The sequence below is a fragment of the Rhodococcus sp. P4_C10 genome (assembly GCF_056402135.1).
This window is the reverse complement of record NZ_JBFUHZ010000006.1, coordinates 50,796-75,262: the sequence shown is the minus strand read 5'-3', so window position 1 is coordinate 75,262 and position 24,467 is coordinate 50,796. Positions and strand designations below refer to the sequence as shown.

Below are 24,467 nucleotides of genomic sequence, written 5' to 3'. Positions count from 1 at the left end.
GATACACCGAGGAGACACGATGGACGACAACCTCGCGGACAAGGTCCCACCTTCCCGCCGGAACGGACGCCTGCCGGCAGGGCTCGTCGACATCCCCTGCACCGGATCGGGTCTCACGCAGTCCGGACGCAGTCGCCGTATACCGCAGCCCGACCCGTGGCGGACGAGCCCGGCGCTGACGTGCGTCAACCCGGCGACCCTCGAGCAGGTCGGGACCGTCGCCGTCACCACCCCGGATCAGCTCGACGACATGCTTGCGCGAGCGAAGCGGGCCTTCGCCCCCTGGCACACCGATCGTGAGGCTCGACGGATCTGTCTCGCCGACTGCGCCCGCGAGCTCCTCCGCTCCGCCGGCACCCTCGCGCCCCTGCTGACCATGGAGCAGGGCAAACCACGGAGCGCATCCGAGGACGAGATTCGACTCGCCGCCAAGTGCCTGGCCGATGCCGCCGACATCGGCTGGGACGACGATGCCCTCGCCCACCGCTACGACGGACGCACCGCCGTGGTGGAGTACCGGCCGGTCGGGGTCGTCGCCGTACTCGTCCCGTGGGACCTGCCGATCCTCCGCATGGCCGCAAAGGTGGGCCCCGCCCTGGCCGCCGGCAACACCGTCGTCGTCGAGCCTCCATCCACCGTTGCGCTCTCGGTAACGCGAACCGTCGAGATTCTCAATTCCGTTCTCCCGGCAGGGGTTCTCGACGTCTCGGTCGGCACCCGCAGGGCCAGCAGCGCCCTGGTCGCGCATCCGAACGTCGGCCTGGTCTCCTACGCCGGCACCCGGGGTGGCGCGCAGCGGATTGTCGGCCAGGCGGCCCGGACCCTCACTCCGGTGACGACGACCACGGCCTCCGGCGCGACCGCGCTACTCCTCTGCGATGCATCCGTCGACGACGCGGCGGCAGCACTGGCCAAGAGCGCCTTTGCCAACTCGGGGCAGACACTGGACGCCCCCAAGAGTGCCTACGTCCCCGCCGATCTGGTGGACGACTTCTGCGACGCGTTCGTCGAGGCCATCCGGCCGCTGACCGTCGGCGACGGCATGACCCCCGGCGTCACGGTCGGCCCACTGCACAGCGCCAGGCAGCTGGCCGTCACCGAAGACCGTCTCCGCCAGTCCATCGCGTCCGGCGGGGTGCTCGTCACGGGCGGCGGCCGCGGCACCAACCTGCCGGGACACTTCCTGGAGCCAACCCTGTTGCAGGACAGGGACGGATCGGCCACCACCGAGACTGCGAACAGCGGCCCGGTATTCACCGTCATCGGCTACCACGACCTCGACCAGACACTCGACCGCCTCAACGAGCCCTCGCATGTCCTCAGCACCTCTGTGTGGGGGTCCGACCTCGACCGGGCCGCCAAGGTTGCCGAGCGCATCGACGCCGAATTCGTGTCGGTCGGCCGGCGCGAAACCACCGGTACGGCATGGCCGTTCGAGGCCTACGCCGACCGCGCCGTCGACGAGTTCCTGCGCCGACGCGTCATCACGCACTGACCCGAGGCCCCTGCCCCCTTCGCCACCACCAGACCCAACCCACCACAGGAGGAACAACATGCACGACGCCGTCATCGTCGACGCCGTTCGAACGCCCATCGGAAAGCGCGGCGGGTCCCTGTCCGACCTGCACCCGGCCGACCTGTCCGCCCACGTCCTGGCGGCCCTCACCGGCCGCGTCGGCATCGACCCCGCCGAGATCGAGGACGTCATCTGGGGATGCGTCGTCCAGGCCGGTGAGCAGGCGGGCAACATCGCCCGCACCGCCGCGCTGGCAGCCGGCTGGCCCGAGTCCGTCCCGGGTACCACCGTCAACCGCGCCTGCGGCTCGAGCCAGCAGGCGTTGAGCTTCGCCGCCGCATCGGTGATCGCCGGGCACACGGACTTCGTCGTCGCCGGTGGCGTCGAGTCCATGAGCCGGGTGCCGATGGGCAGCGCGGCCAAGGAGGGCAGTTCGGCCACGCCGCCGAGCGTGCAGGCGCGCTACGGCGTGGACAGCTTCAGCCAGGGCCTGGGTGCCGAGATGATGGCCGAGCGTTGGAACCTCGACCGCCGCACCCTCGACGAGTACGCGCTGCGCTCGCACGAGCTCACCGCCCAGGCCATCGACACGGGGGCCTTCGACTCGCAGCTCGCGCCAATCGAGGGCCGGCTCGCCGTCGACGAGGGGCTGCGCCGCGGCGGTTCGATCGACAAGCTCGCGACGCTGAAGGCCCCGTTCAAGGAGGACGGGGTCATCCACGCGGGCAACGCATCCCAGATCTCCGACGGGGCGGCGGCGCTGCTGGTCACCACCGGCAAGATCGCCGCGGACCGCGGCCTGTCCCCCATCGCCCGCATCCACACCGTCGCGGTCACCGGCGACGACCCGGTGATGATGCTCAGCGGCCCCATCTCCGCCACCGCGAAGGCGCTCTCCCGCTCGGGCCTGTCCATCGAGGACATCGGCGCGTTCGAGGTCAACGAGGCCTTCGCCCCCGCGCCACTCGCGTGGCTGGCCGAGACCGGCGCCGACGAGAAGCGGCTGAATCCCCTCGGCGGCGCCATCGCCGTCGGACACCCGCTCGGCGGTTCCGGCGCGATCCTCATGACCCGGCTCGTCCACCACATGCGCGACAACGGAATCCGCTACGGACTCCAGACCATGTGCGAGGCCGGCGGCATGGCCAACGCGACCATCGTCGAACTCCTCTGACCTCGAAGGACTCTCGCATCATGGAACTCAAGGGAATCTCCGTCGCCGTCACCGGCGGCGCCTCCGGACTCGGCAACGCGACAGCGAGGCGGCTGATCGACGCCGGCGCCTTCGTCACGCTCGTCGACCTGCCGACCTCCGACGGCGACGCCGCCGCACGGGATCTCGGCCCGAACGCCCGCTTCGCACCGGCCGACATAACCGACACGGAACAGTTCGCCGCCGCACTCGACGTGGCAACCGAGGAGGGCGAACTCCGCGGCCTCGTCCACTGCGCGGGCAGCGGCCGCGGCATGCGGATCCTCGACAAGCACGGCAACGCCGGCTCGCTCGAGGACTTCGAGCACGTCATCAGGCTCAACCTGGTCGGATCGTTCAATGCACTGCGCCTCGGCGCCGAGCGCATCGCGAAGACCGACGAGGTCGACGGCGAACGCGGGGCGATCGTGATGACCGCCTCCGTCGCGGCCTTCGAGGGGCAGATCGGCCAGATCAACTACACCGCATCCAAGGCCGGGATCGTCGGCATGACCCTGACCGCCGCCCGCGACCTGGCGACCCGGCGCATCCGGGTGTGCACAATCGCGCCGGGCATCATGGACACACCGTTGCTCGCGGGGATGCCCGACGCGATGCGCGCCGGCCTCGAGGCCTCGGTGCCCAACCCGTCGCGACTGGGGCGTGCGGACGAATTCGGTCAGCTCGCCGTGTCGATCCTCGAGAACCGCTACCTCAACGGCGAGACCATCCGGCTCGACGGAGGAATCCGCATGGCGCCCCGGTGACCTGCTGACGCACAAAAACACGCGATCGGTTCCTGCCGCTGGCAGGAACCGATCGCGTGGAAGATCTTCAAGTTGCGCCGATCGCCGGCGCCGCCGGGGTCAGCCGGTGATGTTGCTCGCCTGGTTGCTCCAGGCGGTCTGGCTGAAGAGTTCGCCGGTGCCGGAGACGAAGGCGCCGTGCGCGTACTCGTCGCCTTGCAGCTTGTCCATGTTCCAGGCCGTGAGGACACCGAGGAACCCCTGCACGCCACTGACGCAGCCCGGGTCGTTCGGGGGGCAGCCGGGCTGGCCCTGAATGTCGTTGTGGTTAGGGCCGTTCAGCGTGGCCATCGCCTTCTGCACCGAATCCGGAGTGGCGGCAAAGTAGCCCTGCGCGGACTGGGGGCCGATCTGCTCCAACGGAAGCGGCTGGGTGGACGGCGAGATGGGGCTGCCGGAGCCGTTGACGTAGAGGACGGAGCCGGTGGTGAGTTTCGTGGGATCCGCGCACACGGTCATCGCCGGTTCCAGCTTCGGCATGTTGAGCGTGCACATGAACTGCCCGGGGAGCTCGATCGGGACCGCGGTCTTGATGGCGCCGCCGGAAGTGATGGCGGCGTTGAGGGTGCCGACCGCGCCCTGGGAGTGGCCCATCGCGCCGATGTTGTCGGTGTCCAGCGTCTGGTAGAAGACGCTCGACGGGTCATCGTTCTGCCCCTTGAGGAAGTCCACCGCCTGCAGCATCTCCTGGCCCGAACCCGTGTTGGTGTTGTCGGGTGCGATCACCACGAAACCCCAGGACGCCAGGTGCGAGAGCAGGTAGTCGTACTGGAAGGGATGCGCCCAGGTGCCGTCACCCCAGGTGATGATCGGGTGCTCGGTGCCGTCCGCACCGAGGTCGGTGGGGTACCAGACGTCGAACTTGTGGCCGGAGGAGTCGCAGCAGCCGAACCCCTGCTGCTTGGTCACCTCCCACGGTCCACGTTCCGAGTACGTGGCTTCGACGGACTTCGTCGGCGCGGCGCCCGGCGCGGGTGCACCGGCCTGCGCCGTGGCCCCGGACCCCAGCAGAGCCAGGGTTACCGCGGCGAGGAGCACTACACCTCTACTCAAGCGACTTTTCATACACCTGAGACTAGCGACCACACCTAACGCGCCTTAGGTCTTGTTATAAAATCGTTATGAATGTCGGGGCCGCCGCAGGTCGCCGCGCCGGAGCGCCCCCCTCGTCGTTAGGCTCGCCTTGTGACTGAGCGACAGCGGGGCGGACGAGCAGCCAAGGCGGAAGCCAGGCGCGAGGCCATCCTCGACGCCGCGATGGCCGAGATCGCGGAGCGCGGGTATCGCGCCACCACGCTCGCCGCGGTGGCCGCGCGCGTCGGACTGACACAGCCGGGCGTTCTGCACTATTTCCCCAGCAAGAAGCACCTGCTGATCGGCGTACTCGAGGCCCGCGACCAGTGGGACACCGCGGCCATTCTCTCGAGATCGACGGACGTGAAGCTGTCCCACCTCGAACAGATCGTGGAGTTCAATGCGGAACGCCCTGGCGTAGTCCAGACGTACACGGCACTGGCGGCGGAGAGTGCGACGGGACAGCATCCGGCACGCGAGTTCTTCACCGAGCGGTACGCCGCAGCCCGCGAGGCCTTCACCGGCTTCCTGCACCAGGAGTTCGGCGACCGCATGCCGGGCGGGCTCACCCCCGAGCAGGCGGCACCGCTGCTCATCGCCGTGCTCGACGGCATTCAGATCCAGTGGCTGCTGGCCCCGGACGAGGTGGACATGCCCGCGGCCTTCCGCAACCTCGTCGCCCTGCTCACCGCGGCCGAGCGGGCGGAGGACCCGGCCGACCTGCGCTAGCCGAGGCCTCCACTCGATGCGGCATCGATAACTTTTTCATAACGACGCCTAATAAACATTAGGTCAAATGTAGCCTGGCTGTATCGCCTATCCGGCGGACCCGCGCCCGCGCCCGCGGCGTCATGGTCGCACCACGAAGGAGTTCACGATGGAAGACGAAGCGACCCGCGAGGCCGTCGAATCGGCGCTCGCCAAGCTGGATCTGGACGCGAAGGCGCGACTGCTCCAGGGGCAGGACATCTGGACGCTGCCGCCGCTCCCCGAGATCGGCCTCGGCTCCGTCGTGATGTCCGACGGCCCGGTCGGCGTGCGCGGGGCCAGCTGGGGTCCGGAGGACCCGTCGGTCCTGCTGCCCTCGCCCACCGCGATGGCCGCGTCGTGGGATCCCGAGCTGATCGCCCGGGCGGGGACACTGCTCGCGCAGGAGGCCCGCCGCAAGGGCGTGCACCTGCTGCTCGCCCCCACCGTGAACATGCACCGCACCCCCGTCGGCGGCCGGCACTTCGAGGCGTACTCCGAGGACCCGCTGCTCACCGGCGCCATCGGCTCCGGCTTCGTCCGCGGCGTGCAGTCCGGCGGCGTCGGCGCCACCGTCAAGCACTTCGTGGCCAACGACGCCGAGACCGACCGCATGTTCGTCGACAACATCGTCTCCCCCGAGGCCCTGCGCGAGATCTACCTCGCACCCTTCGAGGCGATCGTCCGCGACGCCGGCCCGTGGGCGATCATGTCCGCCTACAACAGCGTCAACGGCACCACGATGAGCGAGCACGCCGAGCTGCTGCGCGGCGTGCTCCGCGACGAGTGGGGCTTCGACGGCATCGTGGTCTCCGACTGGATGGGCACCCGCTCGACGGTGGGCGCGATCCTCGGCGGCCTCGACGTCGCGATGCCCGGCCCGGTGTCCGTCTACGGCGAACTCCTGGTCAAGGCGGTCCGGGACGGCGAGGTCGACGAGTCCGTCGTCGACGACGCCGTGCGTCACGTCCTGCTGCTCGCGGCACGCGTCGGACTGCTCGAGGGCGCGCCGGCCGCCGTCTCCGAGCTTCCCGCCGCGGTCGACGGCCGCGAGATCGCGCGCGAGGTCGCCCGCCGCTCCTTCGTGCTCGCCCGCAATGCCGAGCTCGACGGCGATCCCGTCCTGCCGATCGACCCCGCCGGGACCTCCGTCGCGCTGATCGGCCTGGCCGCACGCGAAGCCCGGGTGCTCGGCGGCGGCTCCGCCATGGTCTTCCCCGAGACCGTCGTCTCCCCGCTCGACGGGCTGACGGCCGCGCTGCCCGAGGGCGCGCTGAGCTACAACGTCGGCACGGTGCTGAGCGAGGAGATGGGCGTCGCCGACCGCGGGTTCACCCTGCGCGCCCGCTGCCTCGCCGCCGACGGCACGCTGCAGCGCGAACTCCCGATGGCGGACGGCAACATCATGTGGATGGGCGACCTTCCCGAGGGCCTCGACTACGCGTCGCTGCAGACCATCGAGATCCTCGGCACATTCACGCCGGAGCTGTCCGGCCCGCACCGCTTCGGCACCAAGGGCATCGGCCAGTTCACCCTGACCGTCGACGGCGAGACGGTGTTCGAGGGCGAGCAGGCTCTCGAGAGCTTCGACCCGTTCGAGATGTTCTTCGGCTCGCCGAAGGACCGCGCCGTCGTCGAGCTCGAGGCGGGCCGCCCCGTCGAGGTCGTCCTGCGGTACGACCCGATGAAGATGGAAGGCGCGCCGATCGCCATCGTCAGCTTCAGCCTGGGACACCTCGAGCCGCAGCGCGACCCCGAGGAGCTCATGGCCGAGGCCGAGGCCGCCGCGGCCGCCGCCGATGTGGCCGTCGTCGTCGTGGCGACCACCGACAAGGTGGAGTCCGAGGGCTTCGACCGCACCACCCTCGCGCTGCCCGGACGTCAGGACGAGCTGGTCTCCCGCGTCGTCGCCGCCAACCCGCGCACGGTGGTGATCGTCAACTCCGGCGCCCCCGTGGAGATGCCGTGGCGCGACGACGTCGCCGCGGTGTTGCTGAGCTGGTTCCCCGGACAGGAGGCGGGCTCGGCGCTGGCCGAGGTGCTCACCGGCGCGGCCGAGCCCGGCGGCCGGCTGCCCACCACCTGGCCCGCCACCCTCGCGGACTGCCCGGTCACCGAGGTCACCCCGACCGACGGCAAGCTCGCCTACACCGAGGACCTGTTCATCGGCTACCGCGCCTGGGACCGGTCCGACGTCGCGCCCGCGTACTCGTTCGGGCACGGCCTCGGCTACACCACCTGGGAGTACGAGGACGTCGAGCGGGACGGCGAGACCGTCACGGTCCGGGTCCGCAACACCGGATCCCGGCCGGGACGCGAGGTCGTGCAGGTCTACCTCGCCCCGGTCGACGGCGACCCGTCCCGTCCCGCCCGCGCGCTCGCCGGCTTCGCGAGCGTGGAGGCGGCCGCCGGCGAGACCGCAACGGCGACCGTCACTCTGCCGCAGCGCGCCTTCGAGGCCTGGGAAGAGGCGAGCCGGAAGTGCCACCGACTCATGGCGGTGGGCCGGCGTGTTTGCGTAGCTGCCCGAGTTATCTCGATTCGGGCGCCGCCTTGAACACTTTGACGTAACTTGTTCAACATGCTCAGCGAGAACGGTGGGGCGCGGGTCGCCGACCCACCCCTGGAGTTGGTTCGGGTAGCCGCAGAATGCGTGCGACGCAACGGGGTTCGGCGATTCCGGCTGAGCGAGGTCGCCACGTCGGCGGGGGTGTCCCGGGGGACGGTGTACAACGCCTTCGGCGACAGGCAGACCGCCGTCAACGCCGGCCTCGCCTACCTGTGCAGTGCCTTCATCGACGGGTTGGCAACGGCCGTGGTCCCCAAGGAGACGCTGCGAAGCCAGGTCGGCGAGGCGGCCGCCCTCATCTACCAACACGCCACCACCCCGCAGGCCCTGGTCCCGCCGCTGCGCACCGAGAGCATCATCGCGACGCTTCTCGAGCACTACGGCGACCAACTCTGCCGCACCTGGGCCGCCTTCTGGGCCACGCTTGTCGCCGACGCCCAGCGGCGCGGCGAGGTGGACGCCGGCCTGGACACGATGCACGCGGGCGACCTGATCGTGCGGGTCCTCCTGAGCCTGGAGATCCTGCCGTTCTCGGTGGCCGGATTCAGCAGCGCAGACGATGCCCGGACACGCATCGGCGACCTCATGCTCGACGGGTTGGCACCACGTCACTGACGACCAACAGGAATGAGTTGGCATGACACACGAGTACGTCGACGTCGCCGTCATCGGCGCCGGGCCCGGCGGCATCACCGCCGCGCACCACCTGCAGAAGGCCGGCATCGAGAACTTCGTCATCCTCGAACGCAGCGACGACTTCGGGGGCAGTTGGCGCGACAACGTCTACCCCGGCCTGTCCGTGGACGTGCCGACGCTGTTCTACCAGTTCCCCTTCGCGCGCAAGCCCGACTGGTCGCGTCTCTTCCCGACGGGCCCGGAGATCCAGGAGTACAACCGGAGGGTCGCCGACGACCTGAACCTGCACAAGTACTTTCGCGGCAACTGCACCGTCCGCCGCGAGGTGTGGGACGAGTCGGAGCGGCTGTGGGTGCTGCACCTCGACGACGATGCCCCCGTGCGCGCGCGGTTCGTCATCAACGCCGTGGGTGGCTACGTGAACGCCAAGTCCGCGAACGACATCGAGGGACTCGACGAGTTCGCCGGAACCGTCCTGCGCCCGAACGCCTGGGACCCCCACTACGACTGGTCCGGCAAACGGGTCGCGGTGATCGGCACCGGCTCGAGTTCGGTGCAGATCGTCCCGGCCATCTACCAGCAGGCCCGCAGCGTCGAGATCTACCAGCGGACACCGTCCTGGATCCTGCCCAAGCCCGACGTAGCGCTGACCGCGCGGGCCCACCGCCTCCTCTCGATCCCCGGCGCCGGCGCCGTCGTCAACGGGTCCGCGCTGGCCGCCATGGAACTGCCGATGCAGTTCCTCTGCAACGTGCTGCCGCTGCTGCCACGCAAGTTCCTTGCCACGGTCATGCCGCAGTACGACCGGATCTGGCAGTCGATCTACCGATCCCTGTTGCGGCGCAACGTCACCGACGATGGCATTCGCGATGCTCTGGTTCCCGACTACGGCATCCTCGCCAAGCGGCCGGTGCTGTCGAGCAGCTTCTTCCCCGCGCTCGCGGATCCGTCCGTGTCGCTGGTCGTCGACCCGATCGAACGGGTCACCGCCGACGGCATCCGCACCTCGGACGGCACCGAGCGCCCGTACGACCTGATCGTCGCGGCCACCGGATACGAGTTGTTCACCGACCCGGAGACGTACCGCAGCGGCGCCGTCGTCGGCCCCCACGGGTTCGACCTGGCCGACGACTACCGCCGCAACGGGCTGCGCAGTTACGGCGGCAGCGCGCACCCGGGCCTGCCGAACCGCTGGTCGCTGGTCGCCCCACAAGGGTACGTCGGCATCGCGTGGCACACGTTCGTGGACCTGACCGCGCGGCACGCCGTGCGGATGATCACCGAGACCGGACGGAGGGGTGCGACGGTGGCACAGGTACGCACCGAGGCGTTCGCCCGGTGGGTGCGCAAGATGCACCGCCACGGCAAGGCGATCAGCGCCTACACCGTGGACAGCAACCCGGGCCTGCGCACCTACTTCGTCAACTCGCAGGGCGAGGCCCTCTACTACCGGCCGCAGACCATCAGCGGTGCCTTCTGGTTCAGCCGGTTCTCATCGTTCGACGACTACTCATTCGACTACACACTCACGGAGGTTCAGACATGAGCTCACTCGCAGGGAAAGTCGCCTATGTGACGGGAGCGGCTCGGGGACAGGGCCGTTCGCATGCGGTTCGAATGGCGCAGGCGGGAGCGGACATCGTGGCCGTCGACGTGTGCGCGCAGGTCGCCGAGTTCAGCGGCTACCCGATGGCCGAGCCCGCCGATCTCGAGGAGACCGCGCGGTTGATCGAGTCCGAGGGACGCAAGGTCCTGACCCGGCAGGTCGACGTGCGGGACCTGGCGGGCCAGCAGGCGGTGGTGGCCGAGACCATCGAGACCTTCGGCCGCCTCGACGTCGTGGTCGCCAACGCGGGTGTGTGCAACTGGGGCCGGATCTGGGAGATCTCGGCCGAGCAGTTCCAGGAGACCGTGGACGTCAACCTGACCGGGGTGTGGAACACGATCAAGGCGACGGTGCCGGCGATGATCGAGGCCGGCAACGGCGGGTCCATCATCACGGTCGGCTCGTCGGCGAGCGTGAAGGCGCCTCCCGGCTGCGGTCACTACGCCGCGGCCAAGTTCGGGGTCGTCGGCCTGACCAAGGCCCTGGCGGTGGAGCTGGGCGAGTTCGGCATTCGCGCGAATTGCGTTCTGCCGTACGGTACCAACACGGCACTGGGCAACGACACGTCGATGTACAAGCTCTTCGAGCAGTACCCCACGTACGTCTACAGCTACCCGCCCAACCTGCTCAAGACCGACGCTCTGGTGGAGCCCGCGGAGATCTCGGAGGCCGTCGTGTGGCTCGCCGACGACGCCTCGGCCGTGATCACCGGCGCGCAGATACCGGTGGACAAGGGGTTCCTCGCGCGCTGACCGAACCGGGTTCACCCGGTGGGGTCGGCACCGTGCCGACCCCACCGGCACTTCACATGTGCACGAGCTGGCGCACCGACTCGGGCGGCGGGGTGCCCCCGGCCACCCACGGTGCGGGCACCGGCTCACCGGCGACCGTCCGCAGCGGGACCACGCCGGCCCATCCGCCGGAGTCCGTCGACGGCGCGGGCGGCGGCGCGTCGCGCACCTTGACCGTCCAGCATCCGGGTTCGATGGGCAGGGCCATAGCCAGCGTCGCCGCGAGCTCCTTCTTCAGGTTGGTACGCACCTCCGCGCTGCGACCGGGGATCAGCGAATCGGACAGCAGGTCGAGGGCGCGCACCGCCTCGTCTCCGCTGAAGCCGGTCAGGCAACCGCGTACGACGGCCGACCGGTAGTTGGCCGTGGAGTCGAAAAGCGTGTCCGCCACCACGATTCCGTCGAGCATCGTGACGGAGAACGCGGCGGGCGCACCGGCCGCGACGTGCCGCAGTGCACCGGCGCCCGTCGAGCCGTGCAGCACGATGCGGTCGCCGTCGCGGGCGTAGAGCATGGGTACCACCCACGGCAGTCCGTCCACCACCGTCGCGAGGGTGCCGACCGCCGCCGCGTCGAGCACCGCGTCGAGGTCGGGCCGGTGGCCACTGGCGAGTTCTGGGTATCTCCTGATCCGGTCCATGCACCGAATCGTGCCGGGTTTCTGGACTGCCTAATAGGTCCAGAATTGCACTAAACAGCCAGACCACTAAGTTGGCAGACATGTCCCGCCACTCCCCCGACCTGAACCTCGCGTTGCGACTGCCGGTCAGCGCGTCGCCGCTGCGGCACCGCATCGCGGAGGCGATCGTCGAGCAGGTCCGGCTGGGCCGGCTCGGCCCCGGGGACGCGCTCCCGTCGACGCGCACGCTGGCCGCCGACCTCGCGGTGGCCAGGTCCTCCGTGGTCGACGCCTACGACGAGCTCGTCGCCGCCGGCTACGTCGTCGCGCGTCCGGGTTCCGGCACCCGGATCGCGGAAGGCGCGGACTCCGCGGCCACCGCGGGGGCCGCCTCACACGTCCCGACGACGGCCGCCGTGACCGCGCCGGCCCACCCGCCGCGGCGACCCCCGCCGACGTGGGATCTCACCCCGGGCCATCCCGACACCTCCCTCGTCTCGACCACGGACTGGCGCCGGGCCTGGCGGGCGGCCGCCGCCGCACCCGTGCAGTTCACCCCGCCGGGTCCCGGTGGCCACGCCGAGCTCCGGCTCGCCCTGGCCGGACACCTGCGCCGCACCCGCGGCATCGTCGCGGACCCGGACGACCTGGTCGTCGTGCCGGGTGTGGCATCGGCCCTGCGTGCCATCACCGTGGCGGCCGGGCTCGCGGGACGCGATGTCGCGTTCGAGGAGCCGGGCTATGTCGACGCCCGCCGGGCGCTCCAGATATCCGGCGCCCGAACGCGTTCCGTCGAGGTGGATGGAGACGGCCTCGACCCCCTGTCGCTGCTCGAGACCGATGCGGCCGTGTACTGCACGCCCGCACACCAGTACCCGCTCGGCGCCCGCCTCCCCGCACCCCGTCGTGCCCGACTGGTCGAATGGGCCGTCGAGGCCGGGAGGCTGCTCATCGAGGACGACTACGACGGCGAGTTCCGGTACGACGTGTCCGCGCTGCCGGCGCTGCGCAGCCTGGACGGCGGCCGCGAGTGCGTGACCTACATCGGCACCGCCTCCAAGGTCCTCACCCCCTCGCTGCGGCTGGCCTGGCTGCTGCCGCCGCGAGCGCTGCGGGAGCCGGTCTCCGAGGCGCTCGCACTCAGCGGCGAAACCGCCTGCGCCGTCACCGGACTGGCGTTCGCCCGGTTCATCGAGTCGGGCGCCCTGACCCGGCACCTCGCGCGAGCGTCACGCACCTACTCCGCGCGCCGGGCGGCGCTGGTCGCCGCGCTCCGGCGGCGCGGCAGGGGCGTCCGCCTGGACGGCGTCGAGGCGGGGCTGCACCTGGTGCTCCGACTGCCGGACGGATGCGACGACGCCGCGATCGCCGCGGCGCTGAGTCGCCGCGGGATCACGGTGCCGCCGCTGTCCGCCTACCTCGCCGACCCGGGCGACCCCCGGGGGCTGGTGTGCGGCTACGCGCGTCTCCCGGAGACCCAGGCGGACACCGTGGCGGCGGTCATCGCCGACGTGGTGCGGCGGCACCTCGGCCGAACGGACAGCTGACGTCCGCGCGCACCCCGCCGACGCAGGTCAGGTCAGGTCGAACCGGTCCAGGTTCATCACCTTGTCCCACGCGGAGACGAAGTCCGCCACGAACTTCGGCTGCGCGTCGTCGCTCGCGTACACCTCGGCGAGCGCCCGCAACTGCGAGTTCGACCCGAAGACGAGATCGACGGCGGTCGCCGTCCACCTGGCCTCGCCCGTGCCGCGAGCGCTGCCCTCGTACACGTTCTCCGACTCGGCGGACGCCTTCCACTCCGTGCCCATGTCGAGCAGGTTCACGAAGAAATCGGTGGTCAGCGCCTCGGGCCGGTCGGTGAGGACGCCGTGGGCGGACTGTCCGTAGTTGGCGTTCAGGGCGCGCATCCCGCCGACCAGCACCGTCATCTCCGGGGCCGTCAGCGTCAGCAGGTTCGCCTTGTCCACCAGCAGTCGCTCGGCGGGGGTCTTCTCCCCCGCGCGCAGGTAGTTGCGGAACCCGTCGGCCCGGGGCTCGAGCACCTCGAACGCCTCCACGTCGGTCTGCTCCTGGGCGGCGTCGGTGCGACCCAGTGCGAACGGGACCGTGACGTCGTGCCCGGCGTTTCTCGCCGCCTGCTCGACGGCCGCGCAACCGGCCAGGACGATCAGGTCGGCCAACGAGATCCTGATGCCGTCGGACCGCGCGCCGTCGAAGTCGGCGCGTATCCGTTCGAGGGTCGCCAGCGTCTCCGCCAGCGCGGCCGGATCGTTGGACTCCCAGTCCTTCTGCGGTGCGAGACGGATCCGTGCCCCGTTGGCGCCGCCGCGGTTGTCGGTGCCGCGGAAGGTGGCCGCCGACGCCCACGCGGCCGCGACCAGCCGGGGGACGGACAGCCCCGAGGCGAGGACCGTGGCCTTGAGCGCGGCGATCTCGTCCGGCCCGACCAGGTCGTGGTCGACCGCGGGGACGGGGTCCTGCCACAGTTGCGGCTCCGGCACCCACGGACCGAGATAGCGCGTCACCGGCCCCATGTCACGGTGCAGCAGCTTGTACCAGGCCTTGGCGAACTCGTCGGCCAACTCCTCCGGGTGGTCCAGCCAGCGCCGGGTGATCGGACCGTAGGCCGGGTCGAGCCGCAGCGAGAGGTCCGTGACCAGCATCGTCGGGGCCCGCCCCGCCGACGCATCGAACGGGTCGGGAATCGTGCCCGCACCGGCACCGTCCTTGGCCGTGAACTGCCAGGCACCCGCCGGGCTCTTCGTCAGCTCCCATTCGTAGCCGTACAGGAGCTCCAGGAAGGTGTTGTCCCACTTCGTCGGCGTGGGCGTCCACACGACCTCGAGGCCGCTGGTGATCGCGTCCTTGCCCACGCCGGTGCCGAAGGCGCTCTTCCAGCCGAGTCCCTGCTGCTCGATCGGCGCGGCCTCGGGTTCGGGTCCGACGAGGTCGGCCGGGCCCGCGCCGTGGGTCTTGCCGAAGGTGTGACCGCCGGCGATCAGTGCGGCGGTCTCCACGTCGTTCATCGCCATCCGGCGGAAGGTCTCCCGGATGTCGACGGCCGCGGCGATCGGGTCCGGCCTTCCGTTGGGCCCTTCCGGATTCACGTAGATCAAGCCCATCTGCACGGCGCCGAAGGGACCGGTGAGATCCCGGTCGCCGGTGTAGCGCTTGTCGCCGAGCCAGGTGTCCTCCGGACCCCAGAACACCTCGTCCGGCTCCCAGATGTCGTCACGGCCGAAGCCGAAGCCGAACGTCTTGAACCCCATCGACTCCATCGCGCAGTTGCCGGCGAAGACCAGCAGGTCCGCCCAGGAGAGCTTGCGGCCGTACTTCTGCTTGACCGGCCAGAGCAACCGGCGCGCCTTGTCCAGGCTCGCGTTGTCGGGCCAACTGTTGACGGGGGCGAACCGCTGGGCACCCTCGCCGGCACCGCCCCGGCCGTCCGCGATGCGGTAGGTGCCGGCCGCGTGCCAGCTCATCCGGATGAACAGCGGCCCGTAATGCCCGTAGTCCGCCGGCCACCAGTCCTGCGACGACGTCATCAGCTCGATGACGTCCCGCTTCAACGCGTCCACGTCGAGCGTCTCGAACGCCGCCGCGTAGCTGTAGTCCTCGCCCATGGGATCGGCCAGCGGCGAGGGCTGGCGCAGCGCCTGCAGGTCCACCTGATTGGGCCACCAGTCCCGGTTGGTCCTGGGCTGGTGTTCCTGCGGCGACGGGGAGTCCATTGCCGGGCATTCGCTTTCACTGTTGGACACGGCGAACCTTCCTTCCGGGAGTGCGTGAATCGGTAGTCACCGACGTGGTCGCGAATCCAGTGATGTCGACTCCGCAGGAGTGGCGGACGAGACGACGGTGGGCCCCGGCACGGGGCTTCTGCCGCGCGACGGTGCCGACGGGTGGACGGTCGCGCACAGCCTCTGGTCGCGCGGCCCGCGGGCGGGTCGCGCGTAGCTCAATCAGACGCAGCGGCGCTGCGTAATCCCCCGTCGAGGGCACACCTACACAATGGCGCGTTTTTCCGGAGTGAGTCAAGAGTTCGGGCGACCGTGGTCGCCCCGGCGTCCGCGATTCGAAGGAAGGCAGTCCGAACGGGAGGACGCGGCGGGGACGCGATCGAATCGACGCCCCGCCGCTCGCCGCCAGTCCGGGTGCGTCAGGCGGACTCGACCACCGACTGTCCCGCCGGCGTCCGCACGGTCTTCGACGTGGTCACCCCGGCATTCGGGTTCAGCTTGTCGACGGACCGGAACTGGAATCGCGTCTCGTCCCGGTCGACCGAGAGGACCCCGTAACCGTGGCTGACCATGTCGACGTGCTTGACGTGCGGGTTCTTGTCCCGCCGGCTGATCTCCTCGGCACGCGCGGCGCCGGTGTTGTCACCGCTGCCGGTGGCGCCGCCGTCTCCGGTGTTGGCGGAAGTGACCGACGGGACCACGAACTCGACGCCCGCGCGCCGGGTGCCGGGCGCATTGACCTGGGCGCCGCTCGTCGTGCCCGGCGCAAATCCGGTGTCCCACAGCTCACCGGCCCACCCGTCGTGGTCGTCGCCGGTGACCAGGACCAGGTTCTCGACCGACTGCGCCGCGGTGGACAGGATCTCGGTCCGCTCGGCGCCGTACCCGTCCCAGGTGTCCAGGTATCCCCGAGCGCCGTCGTCCGCCACCACCATGCCCATCATCATGCTGGCGTTCGCCACGACCTTCCACCGCGCGTCCGACTGGGTCAGGCCGTCGAGCAGCCAGCGCTTCTGCGTCGCGCCCAGCATGGTCCGGCCTGCCGCCTCGGTGTCCGCGCAGGCGGTGGCGTCCACGTCGCCGCACGGCTGCCCGTCGCGGTACTGCCGACTGTCCGGAGCGAACAGCTCCACCGTCTTGCCCACCCGCAGCGAGCGGTAGGTCCGCAACGGGTCGTCGGAGAACCGCGGCACCGGCATGTGCTCGAACCACGACTGCCACGCCCACTGCTTCTTCTGCTGGAAGCCGACCGCGCTGTCGATCGGTGCGACCACCGGGAAGGTCCAGCCGTCCTTGCTGTAGTTGTTGCGGAACTCGTGGTCGTCCCAGATCGGGATGAAGGCATGCTGGCTGTGCATCAGCCGCAGGTCGGCGTCCGCGCGGTACTTGCGGTACTTCGCCCGCATGCCCTCTATGGTCTGCGGGAACGGGTTGGTGTCGAGGCCCCGGACACCCGGCTTGGTGAACTCGTACACGTAGTCGCCGAGGCACACGACGAAGTCGAGGTCCTCCTCGGCGAGGTGCCGGTGCGCGCCGTAGTAGCCCTCTTCGAAGCCCTGGCAGGTGAACCAGCCGATGCGGACCGGCTCGTTGGAGTCGGCGGGCCGCAGCGTTCGGAACCGACCGACCTCCGACTCGCCCCCGTTGCCCCGGAACTGGTAGTAGTAGGACTCCCCCGGAGCCAGCCCGTTCACATCGAAATGCACTGTGCCATCGGCTTCTTCGCGAACCTGCACCCGCTCGGCGAGCACCGGGCTGGACAGGTCCTCACGCTTGGACACGATCAGCGCCAGCTCGCCGCCCGCCGTGCTGCTGCCGGCGCTACCGGCGCTGCCGGCCCCCAGGCTGCCGGGATCGATGCTGCCGGTCCCCAGGCTGCCGCTGCCGCCCGCGCCGCCGACCCGCGTCCACAACGTCGCCCCATCGGTGCGCGGCACCCCGGCCATGACGCCGTTGCCGAACTCCGGGTTGCGGATCAGCCCCGCCCCGGCGTCCGGGGCCTGGCGCAGCACCGGCGTGGCGTTCGCGGTGGCGGGCAGCAGGCTCGCGCCGGCGAGCGCGGACAGGCCGGCCAGGAGGGCGCGACGGGAGACGTTGCGGGACGGAATGGGCACGGGCCACCTCAGAGATGTAGGAGGGTAGACGCTCAGACCCTAATCCCTGGTTCACAAATTGTTGGGTAATTGTTCATCGAACGCGGGTAGCGCCTGGACGGATCCGTCGTGCCCGGGTCGCCGACGGCAACGTGGGGGCAACGGCCCTCACCAGCACCGTTCCATGGACGACCTCCGCGCGGTGGTCTGGACCGGGACCGCGCGCCCCTCGCTGCTGATCCTGTTCCTCACGATGCTGCCAGTGAGTTGGTGGTCCAGAGCATCAACGCACGTCAGGACACAACCGCACCCGAGGACACCGCACAGGGCAGAATGCCGACCACCATGCTCACCACCGGACCCGTTCCGACGCTCGCCGGCGGGGCGTTGAGGAACGCGAAGCCCTGGGACCCGGTGGTCATGTTGGTCCACTGGACGACGGCACCGTTCCACTTCGACTGTGGCGCCGTGGTGGTGTAGTTGATCCGGTCGGGCGCCACCCGGTCGGCGGTGAACGTGAGCCACTCACCAGGTGCGCAACTCGATATCGAGGACGGCAGGAAGGGGGCGGGAGCAGCCGACGCAGCGGCAGGAACCGCCAGCGAGAGCGCTCCGGCCGCCGCGATCAGGGCCGCCGTTCGACCAAAAGCTTTGCGGGTGAACATTGGAATTCCTTTCGTCGAACCCGGGTTCGCCTGCTCCAGTTCGCGAATCCGCATCACTTAGAGTGGCCGTCGTCCTTCTTCCCGTGGTCCGCAGAGAAGCAAGCCAGACAATCGTATCCCCGATGACGCTGAGTTCCGCCGAACCGATTGCTGCCCAGCCGAACCCGAGCTCCGCCTGTACACCGTCGAAACTCACCACCTCGCGCTTCCGGACCGCGAAGCGCCGCGTCCTCCAGCCGAGGAGCGGCCGATGCCGACATGATCGGCCGATGAACCGGAACACGGATCCACGACGGGTCGGTGCGCTGTACACCGTCGAAATTCTCCTCGAGGCCATCTCCAAGGGCGATCGCTGGTCGATTTCGCGCCGGGCAACCGGACCACTGCTGGGACAACTTCTCGCGGCCGAGGGCTCCGGAGGTTCGCCCCCCCCCCCCGCACCTGCTAGGGGCGCCGCGACTGAGCCTGACCGCACACCCTCTCGCGGTCGTCGACGACGACGTGGCCGTGGTGCTCGGCGCCGTGACGGAGCCGACCCACCCCGACCCGACACCACTCGTCGCCGTCCTGATCCGCTCGACCGCAGATCCGCGATCATGGCTCGTCGCGGCACTCGAGACCACCGCCGAGATCGCCGAGGAAACCCGCCACGCGGTCGTCCTCGGCGAGTACACCGAGTCGGCCGACGCCGCGACCCTCGCCGCTCACGGCCCCCTCGACCCGACTGCGGCGGCGATCGACTGGGACGACCGCACCGCGGTACTGCGCACGCATGCGAACGGGACGGTCACCGTCGCGGATGCCCTCGCCGAACTCGCCGACCACGTCCGGTCCGCGTGGCCGCGGCTCGCCGACGAGGCATTTACGTTCTGCGGCCTGTACCTTCGCGCCAACCATCCCGAGCTGGTCCGCGAGCACTGACCGCCGAACCGTCCGAACGCGACAACGGGTCAGCCGAGATCGGCGAGCTTGCGGACCAGCACCGCCCGCTCGCGTTCGTTGCCGCACAACCGAACTGCCCGCTCCAGTTCGGTGCGGGCCTCATCGGCGCGCCCCAGCCTGGTGAGCAGCTCGCCGCGGACCGTCGGCAGCAGGTGCGAGGTCGACAGCGCCCCGGCGGCCGCCAGTTCGTCCACGATCCGCAGCGCCGCCGCCGGCCCCTGCGCCATCGACACCGCCACCGCCCGGTTGAGGTCGACCACCGGCGACGGCGCGAGCCGGCCGAGCGCCTCGTAGAGGAGCACGATCCGCCCCCAGTCCGTCGCCGCGACCGACGTTGCGACGGCATGGCATTCGGCGATCGCCGCCTGCAGGCCGTAGGCACCGAGGCCCCGGCCTACCTGCTCCGCCCGGACCAGGGCGGCGCGTCCCCGTCGGATCGCGGCGCGGTCCCAGCGGCGGCGGTCCTGGTGCTCGAGCAGCACCGGCTCGCCGTCCGGACCGGTGCGGGCGGGGAAGCGCGCCGCGGTCAGCTCGAGCAGCGCCAGCAGTCCGTGGACCTCCGGTTCGTTCGGCACCAGCCGAGCCAACACTCTGGCGAGCCGCCGCGCCTCGCTCGCGAGGTCGAACCGGATCAGGTCGCCACCGGAACTGGCCGAGGACCCCTCGGTGAAGATCAGGTAGACCACACTGAGCACCGAGCCGAGCCGCTCGGCGCGCTCGGGCGCCGGCGGCACCTCGAACGGCACCCGCGCCGCACCGAGGGTCTTCTTCGCCCGGGTGATCCGGGCCTGCACGGTGGCGGTCGGGACGAGGAACGCCCGGGCGATCTCGTCGCTGGTCAGGCCGCCGACCACCCGCAGAGTGAGCGCCACCCTCGCCTCCTTCGACAGCACCGGGTGGCGGGCGGCGTACCTCTCGTCGAGGGCGGAGCGACGGCGGAACGCGTCGATCGCGCGGCGCCGGCCGACGGTGAGCAGCCACCCCGCGGGGTTACGGGGCACGCCGTCGCGGGGCCAGGTCACCAGCGCCTCGGCGAGCGCCTCCTGGGCGAGGTCCTCGGACAGCGCGAAGTCGCCGGTGTACCGCGCGAGCGCACCGACAATTCGCGCGGACTCGATCCGCCAGACGGCGGCGACGGCCTCACGGCCGGTGGGGTCGACCATCGCCTGCCGGTCCGCTCAGAGCTGGCCGGTGGCCTCGCGCCACGCCCGCTCCTTCTGGATCCACTCGTTTTCCTGCGGGAACTCGTCGATCGAGGGGACCCGCCGGATCTCGGTCTTGAAGCCCGGACCCGCCGACGGGACCCGCTTGGCCCACTCGACCGCCTCCTCCTTCGACGCCACCTCGAGGATGTAGAAGCCGCCGAACAGCTCCTTGGTCTCGCCGTACGGGCCGTCGGTGACCACCGGCGGGTCGGAGGAGTAGTCGACGACCACGCCCTCGGCGGCGTCGTCGAGCCCCTCCGCGGCCACCAGCACGCCCGCCCGGACCAGCTCGTCGTTGAACCGGCCGACGGTCTCGAGCATCTCGTTCATGTCGGCGTTCACCATCCCCGCGTAGGCCTCGTCCGTCGCGCGCATGATCAGCATGTACTTCATGGTTCTTCTCTCCCTCGGTTACCGGGCCCTCCCTCGGACCCTCTCACCCATAGGTCGAACGGGGAATGCCGTGGATCGACACCCCGTCGATCTTCTTTCTCCGTCGAACGCCGGTCCGATCGCGACACGCCCAGCGGCCGATAGATTTGGGCCATGGACTTGCGCCAGATGGAGTACTTCCTCGCCGTCGTCGACTTCGGCGGGGTGACCCGCGCCGCGACGCAGCTGCGGGTGGCACAGCCGTCACTCTCGCAGGCGGTGCGCAAGCTCGAGAAGGACCTGGGCACCGAATTGTTCCACCGCGTCGGCCGCGGACTCGTCCTCTCCCCCGCCGGCGAGGCGCTCGTGGGCCCCGCCCGCGCCATCCTGCGCGACGTGGAATCGGCGGAGAACGCCGTGCGCGACGTCGGCGCGATGCGCGGCGGCCGCATCGACATCGCCTCGCTGTCCGACCTGTCCTCCGACCCGCTGTCGGTGTGGGTCGCCAAGTTCCGGCAGCAGTACCCGAACGTGCGCTTCCACATCGAGGAGCGCGACGAGACCGCCGACGTGGTCTCGCTCGTCCGGTCCGGGGCCTGCGAGCTGGGCATCCTGTCGCTGCCCCTGCCGACCGACGAACTGGTGGGCGAGGAGCTGATCGACCAGCAGCTGGTGCTGGTGTGCCCGCCCGGCACCGAATCGCGCTGGCCCGACCCGGTGCCGATCAAGGAGCTCTCGCGCGTCCCGTTCGTCATGGGCGAGCGCGGCACCGCGACCCGGGACTTCATCGACCGGTCGCTGCGGATGCACGGCGTCGAGCCGGACGTCGCGGTGGAGGTGCGCCAGCGTGGCGCCGTGCTGCCGATCGTCCTGGCCGGCGGCGGGGTGTCGATCGTCGCGCTCCGCACCGGGCTCGACGCGTTGCCGCGCGGCGGGGTGGTACGTGAACTCGCGCCGCGACTGACCCGCCGGATGGGCGTGGTGCGCCGGCCCGGGCGGACGTCCGCGGCCTCGACGGCGTTCCTGGCGTGCGCCCGGGACTCCTTCGGGGAGTTCGCCGAGTCCGTCGTCGGCCACATGACCCTCGGCCGGTCGTTGGTCGAGGCCGCGAGGCTGACCCGGGACGCCGGCGACCGCCAGATGCGCGAACACAACGCAGCATCCGACCTCGATTCATAGGCGATTGCAGTATTTCTGCAACATTTTTTGTCTTTGACCCAATCGGTCGCTGCACTTTCAATGGTGTGTACCCGATCACACCGCCGCGGCGCGACTGACGATCCACACAGGCAGTCACCTTCCGATCCTGGCCCACACGCACGCCGCCGGTGTCCCCATCGTTTCCTCCGAAGGGACCACCATGACTCAAACCACCGCGCCGCCGATGGCCTCGGCGTCACCACCGAAGCCGACGAACAAGCGACGTGCCTGGATCGTCGTCGGCCTCCTGGTCCTCTTCATGCTCATCAACCACGCCGACAAATCCGTCATCGCGTTCGCCGGTGTCCAGATCCAGCAGGACCTGGGGCTGAGCCCGCAACAGTTCGGCCTCCTGCAGAGCAGCTTCTTCTGGCTGTTCGCGGCCGGCGCGCTGTTCTTCGGCTGGCTCTCCTCCCGGGTGAACCTCCGCTGGCTGCTTGCCGGCCTGATGCTGACCTGGGTCGCCACCATGATCCCGCTGCTCGGCACGGTCAGCTTCGGCGTCCTCATCGCCTGCCGGGTGATCCTCGGATTCGCCGAGGGTCCCGCGTTCGCACTGGCCAACCACGCCGCGCACTCCTGGTTCCCGCCGGAGAAGCGGGCGATGGCCGGCGGCTTCGTCTCCTCGGGCGCCTCGATCGGCACCCTGATCGCCGCACCGACCCTCACCTTCATCATCTCCAGGTGGAGCTGGCACGCCGCGTTCTACGTGCTGATCGCGATGGGCATCCTGTGGGCCGCGGCCTGGCTGATTTTCGGCCGCACCGCCGGTGACGACGACGAGGCCCCGGTCTCGACGGTCGTGGTCGAGACGGTCGATGCCCCGTACAAGGCGATTCTCAAGACCGGCACCGTCGTCGGCATCGCCATCCTGATGTTCAGCTCGTACTGGTCGACCACGCTGAAGATCGCCTGGCTGCCCGTCTACCTCCAGGAGGGCCTGGGCTACGACACGGCCACCACCGGTCAGCTGATGATGCTGCCCTACGGGCTCGCCGCCATCGGCGCCATCGCCGCCGGCTGGTTCTCCGGACGGCTGGTCGCGCGAGGCGTCTCCCGCCGGATCGCCCGCGGCTACCTCAGCGCGGTGCTCGTCGCCGGTGCCGGCCTGTCGATGGCCGGGTTCACCTTCCTCCAGCAGGGTATGCCGCAGCTGATCCTGATCGCCCTCGCGTTCTCGCTGAACACCGCGGCCTTCGGCGTCGCACTCTCGGCGATCGCCGACGTGGTCCAGGCGAAGAAGCGCGGGATGGTGCTCGGCATGCTGTCGGCGGTCGCGAGCATCTCCGGGATGGTGGCACCGCTGGTGCTCGGCTTCGCCGTCGGCTCGTCCGTCGACAAGATCACCGGCTACGCGATCGGATTCCAGTCCAGCGGCGCCCTGATGATCGTCGGCGCGGTGATCGCCGTGTTCCTCGTCAACCCCGAGCGCGACATCGCCGTCATCCGCCACCGCGTCGAACAAGCCGCACGACCCAGTGTCGAGGAGACAGCATGATCGTCAACAAGCCCCTGGACGGCGTTCGCGTCGTCGACTTCGGACAGTTCATCGCCGCCCCGGCCGCGACCCAGATCCTCGTCGACCTCGGCGCCGACGTGATCAAGGTCGAGCCGCTGCACGGCGAATCCGCCCGCGGCATCGGCCCGGCCGGCGAGGCCATGCTGCAGAACTACAACCGCGGCAAGCGGGCCATCGCCCTGGACCTGAAGGACCCGAAGGCACAGGAGATCGCCCGGAAGCTGATCGCCGGCGCCGGCATCGTGGTGCAGAACCTGCGCCCGGGCGTCATGGAGTCGTTCGGGCTCGGTGCCGAGGATGTCCTCGCGGCCCACCCGTGGATGGTCTACGCCACCGTCAGCGGATTCGGCCTGCACGGACCGTCGAAGTACCGGCCCGGGCTCGACATCGCGGCGCAGGCCGAGAGCGGGATGATGTGGGTCACCGGCGAGGCCGACAGCGAGCCACAGAAGGTCGGATCCCAGATCGTCGACGCCGCTTCAGGTTACGTCTGCGCGCAGGCAATCCTGGGGGCCTACGTGCGCCGGCTCCGCACCGGCGAGGGCGACACCGTCGAGGTCTCGCTGCTCGAGGTCGCGATCCATCTGCAGGGCACGAACTGGGGTCAGTACCTGATCACCGGCGAGGAGCCCATGCGCAAGGGCAACGGGCAGCCCAGCATCGCCCCCGCCGCGGACGTGATGACGACCAAGGACGGAAGCCTGGTCCTGTCCGCCTACTCGGACGCGCACTTCGGCCGGCTGTGCCGCCTCATCGGGCGTCCCGACGTGGCCGAGGACCCGCGCTTCGCGAGCAACACACTGCGGGTGGCGAACCGGAAGGCAATGCTCGTCGAGCTGCGCGGCGCATTCTCGACGATGACGAGCGACGAGGCCATGGAGCTCCTGACCACCAACGGCGTTGTCGCGGGCAAGATCAACACCTACCCCGAGGCCATGCGGAGCGCCGATGTCGAGGCGTCCGGGTTGTTCATCGAGGTCAGCGGAACGGACGGGGTGCCGAACACCGCCCTCGGTTCGCCCTGGCACCTGGGCAGCATGCCCAAGCTCTCGACCGAGGGCGACCCGGACCTCGGCCAGCACAGCGCCGAACTGCTGACCGAGCTCGGCTACCCCGCCGACGAGGTCGACGCGCTCGTCGCCGACAAGGTCGTCGGCATCCGCTGACCACCG

20 protein-coding genes are annotated in these 24,467 nt (G+C 70.2%); 13 read left to right on the top strand and 7 right to left on the bottom strand.

Annotated elements, in window-relative coordinates; all coding sequences use genetic code 11:
* Window positions 1-19: 19 nt before the first annotated feature.
* From AC1DWC_RS04765 to AC1DWC_RS04755, 3 genes are read left to right on the top strand one after another with little or no spacing between them, the layout of a single operon-like run.
* Window positions 20-1,495: an aldehyde dehydrogenase family protein gene (locus AC1DWC_RS04765; RefSeq protein WP_477906395.1), complete on the top strand. Its 1,476-nt coding sequence runs from the start codon at window positions 20-22 to the stop codon at window positions 1,493-1,495.
* A gap of 58 nt (window positions 1,496-1,553) precedes the next feature.
* Window positions 1,554-2,690: a thiolase family protein gene (locus AC1DWC_RS04760; protein WP_477906394.1), complete on the top strand. Its 1,137-nt coding sequence runs from the start codon at window positions 1,554-1,556 to the stop codon at window positions 2,688-2,690.
* Between the two features lie 20 nt (window positions 2,691-2,710).
* A complete protein-coding gene (locus AC1DWC_RS04755) occupies window positions 2,711-3,475 on the top strand; it encodes an SDR family NAD(P)-dependent oxidoreductase (RefSeq protein ID WP_477906393.1) in 765 nt (254 codons plus the stop codon).
* A gap of 99 nt (window positions 3,476-3,574) precedes the next feature.
* Here AC1DWC_RS04755 and AC1DWC_RS04750 read toward each other — a convergent pair whose 3' ends face one another.
* On the bottom strand, window positions 3,575-4,567 hold the full coding sequence (locus tag AC1DWC_RS04750; protein ID WP_477906392.1) for a poly(ethylene terephthalate) hydrolase family protein: 993 nt from the start codon (window positions 4,565-4,567) through the stop codon (window positions 3,575-3,577).
* Window positions 4,568-4,699: 132 nt separating this feature from the next.
* Here AC1DWC_RS04750 and AC1DWC_RS04745 point away from each other — a divergent pair, with 132 nt between their 5' ends.
* The 5 genes from AC1DWC_RS04745 (at window position 4,700) to AC1DWC_RS04725 (ending at window position 10,898) form a co-directional block, all read left to right on the top strand.
* Window positions 4,700-5,317 carry a TetR/AcrR family transcriptional regulator gene (locus AC1DWC_RS04745; RefSeq protein WP_477906391.1) on the top strand — a complete coding sequence of 206 codons (618 nt, stop codon included), beginning with the start codon at window positions 4,700-4,702 and terminating at the stop codon, window positions 5,315-5,317.
* Window positions 5,318-5,465: 148 nt separating this feature from the next.
* Window positions 5,466-7,892 carry a glycoside hydrolase family 3 C-terminal domain-containing protein gene (locus tag AC1DWC_RS04740; RefSeq protein ID WP_477906390.1) on the top strand — a complete coding sequence of 809 codons (2,427 nt, stop codon included), beginning with the start codon at window positions 5,466-5,468 and terminating at the stop codon, window positions 7,890-7,892.
* A gap of 24 nt (window positions 7,893-7,916) precedes the next feature.
* Window positions 7,917-8,519: a TetR/AcrR family transcriptional regulator gene (locus AC1DWC_RS04735; protein WP_477906389.1), complete on the top strand. Its 603-nt coding sequence runs from the start codon at window positions 7,917-7,919 to the stop codon at window positions 8,517-8,519.
* Window positions 8,520-8,541: 22 nt separating this feature from the next.
* Window positions 8,542-10,086 carry a flavin-containing monooxygenase gene (locus AC1DWC_RS04730; protein WP_477906388.1) on the top strand — a complete coding sequence of 515 codons (1,545 nt, stop codon included), beginning with the start codon at window positions 8,542-8,544 and terminating at the stop codon, window positions 10,084-10,086.
* Window positions 10,083-10,898, top strand: coding sequence for a mycofactocin-coupled SDR family oxidoreductase (locus tag AC1DWC_RS04725; RefSeq protein ID WP_477906387.1), 816 nt, complete (start codon window positions 10,083-10,085; stop codon window positions 10,896-10,898). The genes AC1DWC_RS04730 and AC1DWC_RS04725 overlap by 4 nt, the downstream gene beginning before the upstream one ends.
* A gap of 52 nt (window positions 10,899-10,950) precedes the next feature.
* Here the strand turns inward: AC1DWC_RS04725 and AC1DWC_RS04720 are convergent, their stop codons facing one another.
* Window positions 10,951-11,577: a pyridoxamine 5'-phosphate oxidase family protein gene (locus AC1DWC_RS04720; protein ID WP_477906386.1), complete on the bottom strand. Its 627-nt coding sequence runs from the start codon at window positions 11,575-11,577 to the stop codon at window positions 10,951-10,953.
* A gap of 80 nt (window positions 11,578-11,657) precedes the next feature.
* On the opposite strand from AC1DWC_RS04720, the gene pdxR reads away from it, so the two are divergent.
* Window positions 11,658-13,103 (top strand): MocR-like pyridoxine biosynthesis transcription factor PdxR, encoded by a 1,446-nt coding sequence (gene pdxR, locus AC1DWC_RS04715; protein ID WP_477906385.1) that lies wholly within the window; start codon window positions 11,658-11,660, stop codon window positions 13,101-13,103.
* A gap of 27 nt (window positions 13,104-13,130) precedes the next feature.
* Here pdxR and katG read toward each other — a convergent pair whose 3' ends face one another.
* From katG to AC1DWC_RS04700, 3 genes are all read right to left on the bottom strand, one after another.
* Window positions 13,131-15,290, bottom strand: coding sequence for a catalase/peroxidase HPI (gene katG / locus AC1DWC_RS04710; protein ID WP_477906556.1), 2,160 nt, complete (start codon window positions 15,288-15,290; stop codon window positions 13,131-13,133).
* 428 nt (window positions 15,291-15,718) lie between these two features.
* Window positions 15,719-17,413: an alkaline phosphatase D family protein gene (locus AC1DWC_RS04705; protein WP_477906384.1), complete on the bottom strand. Its 1,695-nt coding sequence runs from the start codon at window positions 17,411-17,413 to the stop codon at window positions 15,719-15,721.
* Between the two features lie 272 nt (window positions 17,414-17,685).
* The gene (locus AC1DWC_RS04700) at window positions 17,686-18,057 is read right to left on the bottom strand and encodes a hypothetical protein (protein WP_072843290.1); all 372 of its coding nucleotides are present in this window, start codon (window positions 18,055-18,057) and stop codon (window positions 17,686-17,688) included.
* 522 nt (window positions 18,058-18,579) lie between these two features.
* On the opposite strand from AC1DWC_RS04700, the gene AC1DWC_RS04695 reads away from it, so the two are divergent.
* A complete protein-coding gene (locus AC1DWC_RS04695; RefSeq protein ID WP_477906383.1) occupies window positions 18,580-18,978 on the top strand; it encodes a hypothetical protein in 399 nt (132 codons plus the stop codon).
* Between the two features lie 29 nt (window positions 18,979-19,007).
* On the opposite strand, the gene AC1DWC_RS04690 is transcribed toward AC1DWC_RS04695, so the two are convergent.
* Both AC1DWC_RS04690 and AC1DWC_RS04685 read right to left on the bottom strand, forming a co-directional pair.
* On the bottom strand, window positions 19,008-20,162 hold the full coding sequence (locus AC1DWC_RS04690) for an RNA polymerase sigma factor (protein WP_477906382.1): 1,155 nt from the start codon (window positions 20,160-20,162) through the stop codon (window positions 19,008-19,010).
* Window positions 20,163-20,177: 15 nt separating this feature from the next.
* Window positions 20,178-20,597: a YciI family protein gene (locus tag AC1DWC_RS04685; protein ID WP_477906381.1), complete on the bottom strand. Its 420-nt coding sequence runs from the start codon at window positions 20,595-20,597 to the stop codon at window positions 20,178-20,180.
* A gap of 153 nt (window positions 20,598-20,750) precedes the next feature.
* On the opposite strand from AC1DWC_RS04685, the gene AC1DWC_RS04680 reads away from it, so the two are divergent.
* From AC1DWC_RS04680 to AC1DWC_RS04670, 3 genes are all read left to right on the top strand, one after another.
* On the top strand, window positions 20,751-21,755 hold the full coding sequence (locus AC1DWC_RS04680; RefSeq protein ID WP_477906380.1) for a LysR family transcriptional regulator: 1,005 nt from the start codon (window positions 20,751-20,753) through the stop codon (window positions 21,753-21,755).
* A gap of 181 nt (window positions 21,756-21,936) precedes the next feature.
* The gene (locus AC1DWC_RS04675) at window positions 21,937-23,274 is read left to right on the top strand and encodes an MFS transporter (protein ID WP_477906379.1); all 1,338 of its coding nucleotides are present in this window, start codon (window positions 21,937-21,939) and stop codon (window positions 23,272-23,274) included.
* Window positions 23,271-24,461 carry a CaiB/BaiF CoA transferase family protein gene (locus tag AC1DWC_RS04670; RefSeq protein ID WP_477906378.1) on the top strand — a complete coding sequence of 397 codons (1,191 nt, stop codon included), beginning with the start codon at window positions 23,271-23,273 and terminating at the stop codon, window positions 24,459-24,461. The genes AC1DWC_RS04675 and AC1DWC_RS04670 overlap by 4 nt, the downstream gene beginning before the upstream one ends.
* Window positions 24,462-24,467 lie beyond the last annotated feature (6 nt).

Bases quoted from the DNA above. Each gene is read 5' to 3' on its own strand.
- AC1DWC_RS04765 (WP_477906395.1), top strand. From the start codon at position 20: ATGGACGACAACCTCGCGGACAAGGTCCCACCTTCCCGCCGGAACGGA.
- AC1DWC_RS04760 (WP_477906394.1), top strand. From the start codon at position 1,554: ATGCACGACGCCGTCATCGTCGACGCCGTTCGAACGCCCATCGGAAAG.
- AC1DWC_RS04755 (WP_477906393.1), top strand. From the start codon at position 2,711: ATGGAACTCAAGGGAATCTCCGTCGCCGTCACCGGCGGCGCCTCCGGA.
- AC1DWC_RS04740 (WP_477906390.1), top strand. From the start codon at position 5,466: ATGGAAGACGAAGCGACCCGCGAGGCCGTCGAATCGGCGCTCGCCAAG.
- AC1DWC_RS04735 (WP_477906389.1), top strand. From the start codon at position 7,917: ATGCTCAGCGAGAACGGTGGGGCGCGGGTCGCCGACCCACCCCTGGAG.
- AC1DWC_RS04730 (WP_477906388.1), top strand. From the start codon at position 8,542: ATGACACACGAGTACGTCGACGTCGCCGTCATCGGCGCCGGGCCCGGC.
- AC1DWC_RS04725 (WP_477906387.1), top strand. From the start codon at position 10,083: ATGAGCTCACTCGCAGGGAAAGTCGCCTATGTGACGGGAGCGGCTCGG.
- AC1DWC_RS04720 (WP_477906386.1), bottom strand. From the start codon at position 11,577: ATGGACCGGATCAGGAGATACCCAGAACTCGCCAGTGGCCACCGGCCC.
- pdxR (WP_477906385.1), top strand. From the start codon at position 11,658: ATGTCCCGCCACTCCCCCGACCTGAACCTCGCGTTGCGACTGCCGGTC.
- katG (WP_477906556.1), bottom strand. From the start codon at position 15,290: ATGGACTCCCCGTCGCCGCAGGAACACCAGCCCAGGACCAACCGGGAC.
- AC1DWC_RS04700 (WP_072843290.1), bottom strand. From the start codon at position 18,057: ATGTTCACCCGCAAAGCTTTTGGTCGAACGGCGGCCCTGATCGCGGCG.
- AC1DWC_RS04690 (WP_477906382.1), bottom strand. From the start codon at position 20,162: ATGGTCGACCCCACCGGCCGTGAGGCCGTCGCCGCCGTCTGGCGGATC.
- AC1DWC_RS04685 (WP_477906381.1), bottom strand. From the start codon at position 20,597: ATGAAGTACATGCTGATCATGCGCGCGACGGACGAGGCCTACGCGGGG.
- AC1DWC_RS04680 (WP_477906380.1), top strand. From the start codon at position 20,751: ATGGACTTGCGCCAGATGGAGTACTTCCTCGCCGTCGTCGACTTCGGC.
- AC1DWC_RS04675 (WP_477906379.1), top strand. From the start codon at position 21,937: ATGACTCAAACCACCGCGCCGCCGATGGCCTCGGCGTCACCACCGAAG.
- AC1DWC_RS04670 (WP_477906378.1), top strand. From the start codon at position 23,271: ATGATCGTCAACAAGCCCCTGGACGGCGTTCGCGTCGTCGACTTCGGA.